Source organism: Frankia nepalensis (genome assembly GCF_016786325.1).
GTDB lineage: Bacteria > Actinomycetota > Actinomycetes > Frankiales > Frankiaceae > Pseudofrankia > Pseudofrankia nepalensis.
The window spans coordinates 1-12,795 of record NZ_JADWYU010000151.1; the positions used below are offsets into that span (position 1 = coordinate 1).

A 12,795-nucleotide genomic window follows, 5' to 3' on the forward strand; every position below is an offset into this window, starting at 1 on the left:
TCAGCGGGTTCTCCGAAGAGTACGCGCGCCGGCACCCACCGCCGCCAGGCCGCCGCGCCGCCCGGCGAGCCGGCCGGGGGCGCCCCCCCCCCCCCCCCGCCCCGATCCTGGTTCCTGGTGGACTAGAAGCCGGGGCCGTGGCTGTGCCCGTGCCCGTGGCCGTGCCCGTGGTCGTGGCCGGCGGGCGCCGGCTCGGCCGGCTTCTCCGCGACCAGCGCCTCCGTGGTCAACAGCAGCGCGGTGATCGACGCCGCGTTGGCGACGGCCGACCGGGTCACCTTGACCGGGTCGATGACGCCGTCCGCGATCAGGTCGCCGTAGGTCTTGGTCGCCGCGTTGAAGCCGTGGTTGACCGGCTGGTCGACGACCTTGTGCACGATGACCGGGCCCTCGAGGCCGGCGTTGCGCGCGATCCAGTACAGCGGGGCGGACAGCGCGGAGCGCACCAGGTTGACCCCGGAGCGCTCGTCACCGGTCTTGCCGAGACCGCCGTCGAGCACCGAGGCGACGTGCACGAGGGCCGAGCCGCCGCCGGCGACGACACCCTCGTCGATCGCGGCCCTGGTGGCCGAGACCGCGTCCTCGAGACGGTGCTTCTTCTCCTTGAGCTCGACCTCGGTGGCCGCGCCGACCCGGATGACCGCGACGCCGCCGGCGAGCTTCGCCAGCCGCTCCTGCAGCTTCTCCTTGTCCCAGTCGGAGTCGCTGGCCTCGATCTCCGCCCGGATCTGCTTGACCCGGGCGGAGACCGCCTCCTCGTCGCCAGCGCCGTCGACCAGCGTGGTGGTGTCCTTGTCGACGACGACCCGGCGGATCTGGCCGAGGTCCTCCAGGGTGACCGCGTCGAGCTTGAGGCCGACCTCCTCGGCGATGACCTGGCCGCCGGTCAGCACGGCCAGGTCCTGCAGCATCGCCTTGCGGCGGTCGCCGAACCCGGGCGCCTTGACGGCCACGACCTGGAAGGTCTTGCGGACCGAGTTGACGACCAGGGTCGACAGGGCCTCGCCCTCGATGTCCTCGGCGATGATCAGCAGCGGCTTGCGGGCCTGCACCACCAGCTCGAGCACCGGGAGCAGGTCGTTCAGGGCGCCGATCTTGCCGGGGTGCAGCAGGACGTAGGCGTCCTCGAGGACGGCCTCCATCCGCTCCGGGTCGGTGACGAAGTACGGGGAGATGTAGCCCTTGTCGAACTGCATCCCCTCGGTGAGCTCGAGCTCCAGACCCATGGTCTGGCTCTCCTCGATGGTGATGACACCATCCTTGCCGATCTTGTCGATCGCCTCGGCGATCAGCTCGCCGACCCGCGAGTCCTGCGCGGAGATCGCCGCGACCTGCGCGATCGTCTCCTTCTCGGCGACCTCGACCGCGGAGTCGAGCAGCGCCGCCGAGACGGCCTCGACGGCGGCCTCGATGCCGACCTTGAGCGACACCGGCGCCGCGCCGGCGGTGACCAGCTTCAGGCCCTCGCGGACCATGGCCTGCGCCAGCACCGTCGCCGTCGTCGTGCCGTCGCCAGCGACGTCGTTGGTCTTGGTCGCGACCTCCTTGACGAGCTGCGCGCCAAGGTTCTGGTACGGGTCCTTGAGCTCCACCTCGCGGGCGATCGTCACGCCGTCGTTGGTGATCGTCGGCGCGCCGTACGACTTGTCCAGGACGACGTTGCGGCCGCGCGGGCCGATCGTCACCTTGACCGCGTCCGCCAGGGTGTTCACCCCGTGCTCGAGCGCGTGGCGCGCGTCCTCGTGAAAACTAATGATCTTGCTCATGTGGTTTGCGGTTCCTCCCGCCGCCGTTGACCGACGAAGACGTCGAAGGGCGCGTGTCGAAAACCGGCCCGCCCCGAAAGGGACGACCCCCGGACCCCCAGATCGCGAAACTCGACACCGGGAATCCGGGGGCCGTCCCCGTGGGCCTCATGGAGCGGGGCAACCGGGAAGCCGCCAGGGCGGCTGACACGGCTGGCCCGATCCACTCCGGCTACTTCTCGATGATCGCGAGGACGTCGCGGGCGGAGAGGACCAGGTACTCCTCGCCGGCGTACTTGACCTCGGTGCCGCCGTACTTGCTGTACAGAACGACGTCGCCGACCTTGACGTCGAGCGGGACGCGCTTGCCGTCCTCGAACCGGCCCGGGCCCACCGCGAGGACCTTGCCCTCCTGCGGCTTCTCCTTCGCGGTGTCCGGGATCACGATGCCCGAGGCGGTGGTCGTCTCCGCGTCCGACGGCTGGACGACGATGCGGTCCTCGAGCGGCTTGATGGCAACCTTGGTGGCGGTCGTCACGATCGACCTCCCCTTCCTACGCTGGATGAGAGAGCGACCCTGGCGGCCTGCCGTCGCGGGTGAACAGGCGCCGATGTCGCTGGCACTCTCCCGTGCCGAGTGCCAACTTAGCATCAGTGTCGCCCTCGTCAACCGAGCCGGTCGTTTCTGTCAAGTCCGGGCGGTGAGCGTCGGGGCGGGCGCGGCGACGAAGTGAACCAGGGACTCAGCCGGGCCGCTCGCTCGACGGCGCCGAGGGCCGGGGGGCCGGCGGCGGGGCCGAGCCGGCGGGCCAGGCGACGGGGCCGTCGAGCCGGGCGAGGACCGTGGCGATGCCATGGGCGACGTCGCCGTTGAACGCCACCGCGTGGTGCCCGAGCCCGGGGACCGTCACGTTGCGCGCGGCCAGGTCGGGATGGCGCAGCGCCGCGGATTCTGGGCGCACCAGCGAGTCCAGGCCGCCGCCGACCGCCAGGAACCGGGTCCGGCAGCCGGGCACCGGCGCGGCGAGCTCCGTCAGCAGCGGCGAGCCGGGCCGCAACGAGGCGACCAGCCGGTACGGGACGACGCGGGGCACCAGGTGGGCGAGCCGGGTGCCGCCATGGGGCGTGCCGAGGGTGACCAGTGTGTGCACCCGCTCGTCGCCGCCGAGGCACTGCACGTAGTAGCGCGCGACCAGCCCGCCGAGCGAGTGGGCGACGATGTGCGCTTGGTGGTAGCCCGTCCGGGCGCAGACGTCGGTGACGGCGGCCGCGAGCATCAGCGCCGCGTGCGGCACGTCCGTCGCGTACAGCGGCAGGTTGAGCGTCTCGACGTGCCGGAACCCGCGGCGGCGCAGGGTGCGCTGCAACCGGGCGAAGATCGAGCGGTTGTCGACCAGCCCGTGCACCAGCAGGATCGGCATGCCGGCCGCCGTCAGGTTGCCGACCAGCAGGCCGCGCTGCAGCGGGGCGAGCCCGGCCAGGCTGTAGGGATCGGGTGCCGCCGACCGGGCGGGCCGCACCCCGGCCGGGTAGAAGGCCGCATGCGTGGCCATGCTGGCCGCCTCGGTGACCAGGCCGCGCACGGCCGCTGGCGCCGCGCCGATCCGCCGCGTCAGGACGCCAAGGGGAGCCGTCGTGACGTTCCGCGTGTACCGGCCCGCGGCGTTCCCCAGCTGGCCCAGCTGGTTCAGCAAGCGAGTTCCGATGCCCGTGGCTACTTTCTCTGCGACAAGTGGGGGATTGTCTCTGCGACAGGTGGGCCGTGAGATTACAGATGACCGGGCAGGGCTGTCGACCAGCGCCGCCGTCTGGCGGAGAGCCGCGCCTCCTGACCCAGGGCGGCGAGCTCGGCCAGCGCCGTGGTGACCGCGCCGGCCACCGCGCCGGGGCGGCCCGAGCCGAGCACCCGGTCGGCGAAGCCGAGCCGGAGCAGGTCGACGGGCCGCAGGCCCGCCAGGTCGGCCGCGCGGTCGACGGGGATGCGCAGCGTCGTGGCGGCCCCCTCCGGGGACAGCGCGGTCAGGTAGCTGTCGGGGGCCATCAGCACCGTGTCGGCGCAGGCCGCGGCGAGCGCCCCGCCCGAGCCGCCCTCGCCGACCACGACCGCCACGGTCGGGCTCGGGCAGCGCAGCACCGCCTCCATCGCCGCGCCGATCGCCGGCGCGACACCGCCGGCCTCGGCGGACGGGCCGGGGTCGGCGCCGGGGGTGTCGACGAAGGTGACCAGCGCCAGACCGAGCTTGCCGGCTAGCCGGGCGGCCCGGGCGAGCAGCCGGTAGCCGGCGGGACCCGGCGCGCCGCCGGGCTCGGCCGCCACCGCCACCGCCACCAGGCCGGGCGGCCCCAGCCGGGCGCGCACGCCGGGGTCGCCGCCGGCCAGCTCGACGCCTCTCGGCAGCAGCGCCTCCAGGAAGGCGCCGCCGCCCGGCCGCCCGGCCGCCCGGGCCGCGAGCACCTGCCGCCAGCCACCGCGGCTGGCGGCCTCGCCGTCCGGGCGGGCGCCGGTGAGCCCGGGTGCCGCGGTTCCCGATCCCGCCGGCGCGTCGTCCGGGCCGGCGCGCCGGGTATGGCCGCCGGCGGCGGCCGCCAGCGCGGTGGCGAGCCAGCTCCCGACGTCCGCCGGTTCGACGACGGCGTCGACCAGCCCGGCGGCCCGCGCCGCCTCGGCGGTATGGCTGCCCGCCGGCGGCGGGGTGCCGGTGACCGCCGCCACCACCCGCGGACCGGCGAAGCCGACCGTCGCCCCGGCCACCGCGCAGCGCAGGTCCGCGCGCGCGGCGATCGTCACCCACACCCCGCCGGTGGTCGGGTGGTCGACGACCGCGACGTGCGGCACGCGCGCGTCGTCGAGCGCGGCGGCGGCGAGCGTGGCCCTCGGGAGCCCGACCAGGCCCGCGACGCCCTCCTGCAGCCGGGTGCCGCCGCTGCGCAGGAACGAGAGCAGCGGGCGTCCGGTGGCGGCGGCGTGGTCCGCGGCGGCGGCGAACGCGGCGGCGTCGATCTCACCGAAGCTGCCGCCGTACACGTCGAACTCCCAGACGGCGACCACACAGTCCAGGCCCGCCACCGGTCCTTCCCCCCACCACACCGCGGGGGCGCTGGCGTAGCCGGGCCAGCCCAGCCGGTTCGGCGTCGCCGCGCGGGCGTCCCCGCCACGCCGTGGGGTCACCGCGGCGAGCAGGCCGGCCCGCCAGTCGGTGCCGCCGGGCGCGGGCCGGCCGGTGGCATCCGCGAGGCCGGGGGCCAGGTGGTTGCTGGGAAGGCGCTCGGTCGACGTCGGATCGCGATCGGGCATGACCGCATGGTGACGCCCTGGGGCTTCGGGCGCCCGCGTTGCCCGCGGGGTCGTGAGGTCGGCGGCGCCTCCTCGGCCGCGGACGTTCGCGTGAACGGGAGACGGCGAACGGGGGCGACGGGCGGGGTGACGAGGGGAGGATGGGCGCGGGGACGGGCGGAGACGTCCCTCGACGGCTCCCGTGCGTTGGGCGCCGCGACCCTCCGAGCACGGACGCATAGACCCCGGTGCACATGCGCGTGGCGTGCGATCGTTCGGCATACTGTCCGGAGTCGCCATCATGCCGGTAGCGGCGGATTGTCCGGGTTGGCTCTGGTCCACCCTGAGGGTCGATCATCAGGTCGGCTCGGCGGGTCACGGGCACGGCCCCGTCGGGCAGCGTCGCCGTTCGCGGCCGGATGGTCGACATCGGTCGGATGCCGACCCCGCGGAAGGGCGGCCGGCACCGCTGACCAGCGGAGGCGCGAGGACGCCAGCTCTTCGCGTCCCCAGCGGGCCCGGCCAGCGCGAGGGGGGCCCATGCTGACACCGCTCACGAACGACGATCCCGTCATGATCGGTCCGTACCGGCTGCAGAACCGGATCGGCGAGGGCGGCATGGGCACCGTCTACCTCGCGTTCACCGCCGGGCGTCAGCCCGTGGCGGTCAAGGTCGCCTCCGCCGAGCTGTCCGAGGACGACGAGTTCCGCCGTCGGTTCCAGCGGGAGGTGCGGGCCGCGCAACGGGTCAGGGGAGGGGCGGTCGCGGCCGTCCTCGACGCCGACACCGGCTCCGAGCGGCCCTGGATGGTCACCGAGTACGTGGAGGGCATCAGCCTGGCCGACGCGGTACGCCAGCGCGGCCCGCTGGCCGAACGGCTGGTCAGGGGTCTCGCGGCGGGGCTCGCCGACGCGCTGGTGGCGATCCACGAGGTGGGGGTCGTGCACCGCGACCTCAAGCCGTCGAACATCCTGCTCGCCTGGGACGGGCCCAAGGTCATCGACTTCGGGATCGCGCAGCTGGACGGCAACGCCACGCTCACCCGGACGGGCCACGTCGTCGGCACGCTCGCCTGGATGGCGCCCGAGCAGATGCGCGGCGAGCAGGCCGGCCCGCCAGCCGACATCTTCTCCTGGGGCTGCTGCGTCGCCTACGCGGCGACCGGCCGGCACCCCTTCCACGCGGACCGGGCCGAGGTGCTGGCGTTCCGGATCCAGCGTGACCCGCCGGACCTTGACCGCCTGCCCGGCTACCTGTTCGGCACGGTCGCGCCGGCGCTGGAGAAGGACCCGCGGTTACGCCCGTCGGCGGTCGCCCTGCTCGCGGACCTCTCCGGTCGCCCGGTGCGCAGCATGAGCGAGGCGCATCGCGCGACGGAGACGGTGCTGGAGCGAGACTGGGCCGGCCGGGTACCCGGCATCGGGGAGCGGCGTTCGTCGTCCTCGCACGGGGAGGCGGGCCAGTCGGGTCAGGGCGCGTGGGTGCCCTCCCCCGCGCAACCGCCGTCGGGCTCCTGGGACCCGCCGGCGCGCCCGTCGCCGCCACCGTCGGCACCCGCGCGGGCGCGCCCCGCGGCCGTCGACCGGTCGACCGGCGCGCCTCACCCGAGCCAGCCGTCCGCGGCCGCGCCGCTGCCGCCGGCGCGTTCCCGGCCGGCCGAGGACGCGGACTGGCGGGTGGCCCGCGCCGGCTCGCTCGGCCCGCCGCCCCCGGCGGAGGCGTTCCGCCCGTCACCGCCGCGCCCCGGCCCGGCGATGGGCCCGTGGGAGCGGCAGCCTCTCGCCATAGCGGGCCCCGACCGGGAGCAGGACCGCGCGGTACGCCCTCCGGAGCACGGCGGGAACCCAGAACCCGCGCCGCGGCAGGCGTCCGCCCACCAGGAGCCCACGCACCAGGCGTCCGTGCATCAGGCGTCCACGTATCGGGAACCCGCGTATCAGGAACCCGCCCACCAGGCGGCGCGCTCCTGGCCCGAGCCGCCAGCGCCGGGTGCGGCCGGCGTCGCGGGCCCTGTCCGGCCGGGGCCACCGGTCGCCCCGGCGCGCGGCGGGTCACGGGCTCGCGGCGGCGAGCGGTCCCACCGATCCCCGCGCGCCGGGTGGAACCTGCCGGCCCTGTTCTCGGCGCTGCTCGCCGTGGCCTGGCTGTTCGGCGTCGGCAGCGCGCTCGGCATCTACCTCGGTTACCAGGGCCGGGCCGCGGCCAGCCGCGGTCGGCGGCGCGGGGACCGGCTGGCGGCGGTGGGGATCCTGCTCGGCTGGCCGGGCGTCCTCGCCGCCATCGTCCTGCTCGGGATCGTCGCGGCCGGCTGACCCGCCTGGCGGCCGAGAACCACGCCCTGTGAGATCGGACATACATGACGCGCGGCGAGACGCCGCGGCGGGGTGGGACGCGCCGCTCGGGAGGCGGCGCTTCGAAGGTGGCCGATACCGGTGGCGACCCCACGGCCAGCGGTTTTGTACGGTTCTGCCGCGCGTGCGCGGATGACGTCGGCGTGCTGGCGGTCCGTGGGCCCGTCGGTGGCCGGCGAGGACCCGCTTCGACTGCGCGGCCTCGCCACTGACGACGCCACAGCGTCACTGTGGGCCTGGCCGCGCGGGCGCGCGTCACGACGGGTGCGTCAGTAGGCTCGCATCCGTTCCGTGCATCCCTGACCGACCGCACCCGACTGGACGGACCGTGGATCTCTTCGAATACCAGGCGAAGGCACTCTTCGCCGAGCATGGCGTCCCGGTGCCCACCGGCAAGATCGCCACAACCCCGGACGAGGCCCGCGCGATCGCCGCGGAGCTCGGCGGGAAGGTCGTCGTGAAGGCCCAGGTCAAGACCGGTGGCCGTGGCAAGGCCGGCGGCGTCAAGGTCGCCGACGGGCCGGACGACGCCTTCGAGAAGGCGACCAACATCCTCGGGATGGACATCAAGGGCCACACCGTCCACTCGGTGCTGGTCGAGCAGGCGAGCAACATCGCGGAGGAGTACTACGCGTCGTTCCTGCTGGACCGCGCGAACCGTACCTTCCTCGCGATGGCGTCCCGTGAAGGTGGCATGGAGATCGAGGAGGTCGCCGCCACCAACCCCGAGGCCCTCGCCAGGATCCACATCGACCCGCTGACCGGCGTCGACCTGGCGAAGGCCCGCGAGATCGCCGTCGCCGCGAAGCTTCCCGAGGCCGCCCTCGACGGCGCGGCCGAGCTTCTCGCCAAGCTGTGGGAGACGTTCGTCAAGGCGGACGCCACCCTCGTCGAGGTCAACCCGCTGATCCTGACCGGTGACGGCCGGGTGGTCGCGCTCGACGGCAAGGTGACCCTGGACGAGAACGCCGACTTCCGCCACCCGGAGAACGAGGCGCTCGTCGACGTCGCCGCGGTCGACCCGCTGGAGCAGAAGGCCAAGGAAAAGGGCCTCAACTACGTCAAGCTGACCGGCTCGGTCGGCATCATCGGCAACGGCGCGGGCCTGGTCATGTCGACCCTCGACGTCGTCACCTATGCCGGTGAGGAGTTCGGCGGGCAGCGCCCGGCGAACTTCCTCGACATCGGCGGTGGCGCCTCGGCCGAGGTCATGGCGAACGGTCTGTCGATCATTCTCTCCGACCCGTCGGTCAAGAGCGTCTTCGTCAACATCTTCGGCGGCATCACCGCCTGCGACGCGGTCGCCAACGGCATCGTCAAGGCTCTCGAGCTGGTCGGCGAGGTGACCACCCCGCTGGTGGTCCGCCTCGACGGCAACAACGCCGAGGAGGGCCGGCGGATCCTCGCCGAGGCCAACCTCGCGGTCGTCAAGCCCGTGGACACCATGGACGGCGCGGCGAAACTCGCCGCCGAGCTCGCCGCCGCCGCGGCCTGAGTCGAGAAAGGACTCCCTCGCGATGGCCATCTGGCTCGACGAGAACAGCCGGATCGTGGTGCAGGGCATCACCGGTTCCGAAGGCAGCAAGCACGCCAAGCGCATGGCGGCGTCCGGCGCGAACATCGTCGCCGGCGTGAACGCCCGCAAGGCCGGCCAGTCCCAGGACGGCGTGCCGGTGTTCGCGTCCGTCACCGAGGCGATCGAGAAGACCGGGGCCAACGTCTCCGTCATCTTCGTCCCGCCGAAGTTCACCAAGGACGCGGCGATCGAGGCGGTCGACGCCGAGATCCCGCTCGCGGTCGTCATCACCGAGGGCGTCCCGGTGCACGACACCACCGAGTTCTTCGCCTACGCGCAGGGCAAGGGCAAGACGCGCATCATCGGCCCGAACTGCCCCGGCATCATCAGCCCCGGCAAGTCGAACGCCGGCATCATCCCGGCCGACATCACCCCGGGCGGGCGGATCGGCCTGGTCAGCAAGAGCGGCACGCTGACCTACCAGATGATGTACGAGCTGCGCGAGTTCGGCTTCTCGACCGGCGTCGGCATCGGCGGCGACCCGGTCATCGGGACCATCCACATCGACGCGCTCGACGCGTTCGAGGCGGACCCGGAGACCGCGGCGATCGTGATGATCGGCGAGATCGGCGGCGACGCCGAGGAGCGGGCCGCCGCGCACATCGAGGCGCACATCACCAAGCCGGTCGTCGGCTACGTCGCCGGCTTCACCGCGCCCGAGGGCAAGACGATGGGCCACGCGGGCGCCATCGTCTCCGGCTCCTCCGGCACCGCGCAGGCCAAGAAGGAAGCGCTGGAGAAGGCCGGCGTGCGGGTCGGCAAGACGCCGTCGGAGACCGCGCGCCTGATGGCCGAGATCATGCGGTCCCTCTGAGGCTGGGGCGCGGAGCGCCCCACCTCAGAGAGGACCTGTCGGACGCTTCGCGCCCGACGATCTGGTCGCGGGGTCGGTGCCCGGTTCGGGGGCTGGCCCGGTCGCGGCTCGGTGAGGTGGCTGGGTGGGCCGCGTTCGGTGCCTGGTGGGGTGCCGCGAGTCCGCCCACCTCAGAGAGGACCTGTCGGACGCTTCGCGCCCGATGATCTGGTCGCGGGGTCGGTGCCCGGTTCGGGGGCTGGCCCCGGTCGCGGCTCGGTGAGGTGGCTGGGTGGGCCGCGAGTCTGCCCGCTCAGGGAGGGCCTGTCGGACGCTTCTGGCGCCGGGGTGACCGGGTGAGGACCCGGCCACCCCGGCGCTGGCATCTTGGGCGCCGGGGTGACCGGCCAGTCGCCGACGTGACATGACAGCCTTTGGACGGGGCCGGTTGCCCCGCCGTTGGGCGAATGCTGTAGCGCTTTCACGTCCGTGCTTGATGAACTAGGGGCTCGGACGGTACCGGAAGAAGTGGGGTTGGTCCCGATGGTCAAGATAGCTGGTCGCGACGTCGCCACCAGTGACGTCGGCACCCTGGCCGGCGGCCTAGTGGTGCTTATCTCCAGCTTCATGCCCTGGATGGGGATCGACTGGTACTACTACCGCAGCACCAACCACATGGGCTGGTCCTCCGGCGCGCTCGCGGTGCTGGCGATCCTGCTCAGCGTCGCCGTCGCCGGGCTGGTGGCGGCCCGGGTCTTCGGCAACACGCGGGTGCCGGCGCTCGGCCCGGTCGGCCCGGCGCTGCTCAACGTGATCCTCGGCGGCGTCGCGACGCTCTTCATCCTCCTGAGGCTGATCACCGTCGACCCGTACGACTCGAAGTTCGGCCTCTACTTCGGCCTCATCGGGGCCGCGGCGCTGACCGGCTTCAGCGTCCTGGGCCTGCTCGCCAGCGGGGAGCCGTTCCCGGGCCGCGGGGCGGGCGGCGGTCCGGCCGGGCCGGGCGGCCCGACAGGCGGACCGGGCGGGCCCTGGAGCCCCCAGCCGCCGTACGGGCCGGGGCAGCAGCCCTACGGTCAGCCCTACGGCTACCAGCAGCCCGCCGCGCCCTATGGGCAGCAGCAGCCGCCCCCCAGCTACCCCCAGCCGACCCCGGCGCCTGGTTACGGGCAGCAGCCCGCGCCCAGCGGCTACACCCAGCCGACGGCCACGCCCGGGTACGGCCAGCCTCCGGCGCCGGCACCCGGTGGATATGGCCAGCCGCCGGCGACCCCGGCCCCCTACGGCCAGCCCTCGCCCTACGGGCAGCCGCCCGGTCCCGGCTACGGTCAGCCGCCGGCGCCGCCCTATGACCCGAACCAGCAGCCTCCGGCGGGTCAGCCCTACGGCCAGCAGCCTGGCTAGGCCGGCCGCCGACCGTCGATTTTCGTCGGATAGGTCCAATTCCGGGCGATGGCCCGGCGTGTTGGAAGGGCCCGGCCGCGGCGGCATGCGAGCGTCGTCCCTGTGGCCCACCCTGTCGTCTCGCGCGGCGCCGCGGCGGTCCGGCTAGCCCGGTTCGCCCGGCTCGCGCGCACGTTCGGCGCCGCGTTGCCCGCGCCGGCCGTGGCTGGCGCCGCCGGTCTGGTCGCCGTCCAGCTACTGGTGCTCGTCGCGTGGGGAGCGGACACGAGGGCGCGGGCCGGCGCCGGCGAGGCACTCCGGGTCGGCGCGGACCTGTGGCTGCTGGCGCACGGGACGACCCTGCGGCTGCCGGACGGCGAGGTCGACATCCTCCCGATGGGGCTGGCGATGCTGCCGGTTCTGGTCGCCGCCTCGTCCGGATACCGGCTCACGGCCGCGCGCGCGGGTGCGCCACGCCCGCGAAGGGACGTGACCGACCGGGCGGGCCTCGCGGGCCGGTTCGGCTCCCGGCTGCGTCCCGGCCTCGCGGGCCGGGGCGCGCTCGCCCAGGCGACCGGGGCGGCGGCGTCGAGCACGCGCCCTCGGGCACGCCGGCTCCCGCCGGATCGGCGGCGGGGCTCCTCCCAGATGGGCGGAGCTCGGGGTTCCTCCCGGATCGGTGAAGCCGAGCTGGGAGGCCGGCGATCGGCGAGGGGCGCCGCGACGTCCGGGCGCCGGGTCGTCCTGTACGCCACGGCCGTCATGGTCGCGCAGACCACGCTGGTCGGCGTCGTCTGCCTCGCGGCGGCGAGCCCGCGGGCGCACCCCTCGATCGTGTCCGCGCTGCTCGGCGCGGCCTGCCTTTCCGGCCTGGGCGCGACCATCGGCGTGCTCGCGGGTGCCCGCGGGCCGGGCGCGGCCTGGCGGATGGTGCCCACGGTGCTGCGGGTGCCGCTGTCGGCGGGGCTGGCCGCGGTCGCGGCACTGGTCGCCGTCGGCGCGCTGGGCCTCACCGTCCTGCTGATCGTCCGGGCGGGCAGCGTGTCCGCCGCGGCGGAGGGCCTCGACCCCGGCGTGGTCGGCGGAGTGGGCCTGCTGGCCGTCCAGCTCGCGCTCCTGCCCAACCTGGTCGTGTGGGCGGTCTGCTACGCGCTCGGCACCGGGTTCGCCGCCGGGCGGGCCGTGACGCTGACCCCGACCACCGCCGCCCCGAACAGCCTGCCGGACCTCCCGGTGCTGCGGCTGCTGCCGACGGCGCCGCTGCCCGGCTGGGCCTGGCTGGTGCTCGCCGTGGCGCCGCTCGCGGCCGGGACGGCGCTCGCGCTGTCGGTGCGCCGGGCCACGCCGGGGGCGCCCCTGGTCGGCCGCCTCGGCCTGGTGGTCGCCGGCGCGGCGACCTGCGCGGCGCTGGTCGGCCTGCTCGCGGCGCTGTCCGGCGGTGGCGTCGGCACGGGCGCGGCCGCCGAGGTCGGGCCGGCCCCTGGCTGGGCGATGCTGGCCACGCTCCTGGAGGTGGCGATGGCCGGCGCCCTGGTGACCAGCGTCGTCGAACTCGTCGGTCGTCGCGACTAAGACGTGTCTGCTGGCTCTTCGGCCGCGCTGACTGGTCGGGAGCCGCGGCGGGCGTCCTCGGGACGGCGTTCGCGCCGGGGCCGAATGTCGGAGCCGGTGG

Annotated in this window: 9 protein-coding genes; 5 read left to right on the forward strand and 4 right to left on the reverse strand. The window is 74.6% G+C overall.

Going from position 1 to position 12,795, the window contains the following annotated elements:
* Positions 1–122: 122 nt before the first annotated feature.
* From groL to I6A81_RS23615, 4 genes are all read right to left on the reverse strand, one after another.
* A complete protein-coding gene (groL, locus tag I6A81_RS23600) occupies positions 123–1,766 on the reverse strand; it encodes a chaperonin GroEL (RefSeq protein WP_203007732.1) in 1,644 nt (547 codons plus the stop codon).
* Positions 1,767–1,977: 211 nt separating this feature from the next.
* The gene (gene groES, locus I6A81_RS23605) at positions 1,978–2,286 is read right to left on the reverse strand and encodes a co-chaperone GroES (RefSeq protein WP_041261824.1); all 309 of its coding nucleotides are present in this window, start codon (positions 2,284–2,286) and stop codon (positions 1,978–1,980) included.
* A 202-nt stretch (positions 2,287–2,488) separates the two neighbouring features.
* Positions 2,489–3,439: a lipase family alpha/beta hydrolase gene (locus tag I6A81_RS23610; protein ID WP_238431064.1), complete on the reverse strand. Its 951-nt coding sequence runs from the start codon at positions 3,437–3,439 to the stop codon at positions 2,489–2,491.
* Positions 3,440–3,513: 74 nt separating this feature from the next.
* The gene (locus I6A81_RS23615; RefSeq protein WP_203010305.1) at positions 3,514–5,040 is read right to left on the reverse strand and encodes a carboxyl transferase domain-containing protein; all 1,527 of its coding nucleotides are present in this window, start codon (positions 5,038–5,040) and stop codon (positions 3,514–3,516) included.
* A gap of 519 nt (positions 5,041–5,559) precedes the next feature.
* Here I6A81_RS23615 and I6A81_RS23620 point away from each other — a divergent pair.
* From I6A81_RS23620 to I6A81_RS23640, 5 genes are all read left to right on the forward strand, one after another.
* Positions 5,560–7,332 (forward strand): serine/threonine-protein kinase, encoded by a 1,773-nt coding sequence (locus tag I6A81_RS23620; protein WP_203010306.1) that lies wholly within the window; start codon positions 5,560–5,562, stop codon positions 7,330–7,332.
* A gap of 367 nt (positions 7,333–7,699) precedes the next feature.
* Positions 7,700–8,866: an ADP-forming succinate--CoA ligase subunit beta gene (gene sucC, locus I6A81_RS23625; protein WP_203006428.1), complete on the forward strand. Its 1,167-nt coding sequence runs from the start codon at positions 7,700–7,702 to the stop codon at positions 8,864–8,866.
* A 22-nt stretch (positions 8,867–8,888) separates the two neighbouring features.
* The gene (gene sucD, locus I6A81_RS23630) at positions 8,889–9,761 is read left to right on the forward strand and encodes a succinate--CoA ligase subunit alpha (protein WP_203006427.1); all 873 of its coding nucleotides are present in this window, start codon (positions 8,889–8,891) and stop codon (positions 9,759–9,761) included.
* A 522-nt stretch (positions 9,762–10,283) separates the two neighbouring features.
* Positions 10,284–11,144, forward strand: a complete 861-nt coding sequence (locus I6A81_RS23635) for a hypothetical protein (protein ID WP_203006426.1) — start codon at positions 10,284–10,286, stop codon at positions 11,142–11,144.
* A 102-nt stretch (positions 11,145–11,246) separates the two neighbouring features.
* A complete protein-coding gene (locus tag I6A81_RS23640) occupies positions 11,247–12,695 on the forward strand; it encodes a cell division protein PerM (RefSeq protein ID WP_203006425.1) in 1,449 nt (482 codons plus the stop codon).
* Positions 12,696–12,795: the final 100 nt, after the last annotated feature.

Bases quoted from the DNA above. Each gene is read 5' to 3' on its own strand.
- groL (WP_203007732.1), bottom strand. From the start codon at position 1,766: ATGAGCAAGATCATTAGTTTTCACGAGGACGCGCGCCACGCGCTCGAG.
- I6A81_RS23615 (WP_203010305.1), bottom strand. From the start codon at position 5,040: ATGCCCGATCGCGATCCGACGTCGACCGAGCGCCTTCCCAGCAACCAC.
- I6A81_RS23620 (WP_203010306.1), top strand. From the start codon at position 5,560: ATGCTGACACCGCTCACGAACGACGATCCCGTCATGATCGGTCCGTAC.
- sucD (WP_203006427.1), top strand. From the start codon at position 8,889: ATGGCCATCTGGCTCGACGAGAACAGCCGGATCGTGGTGCAGGGCATC.
- I6A81_RS23635 (WP_203006426.1), top strand. From the start codon at position 10,284: ATGGTCAAGATAGCTGGTCGCGACGTCGCCACCAGTGACGTCGGCACC.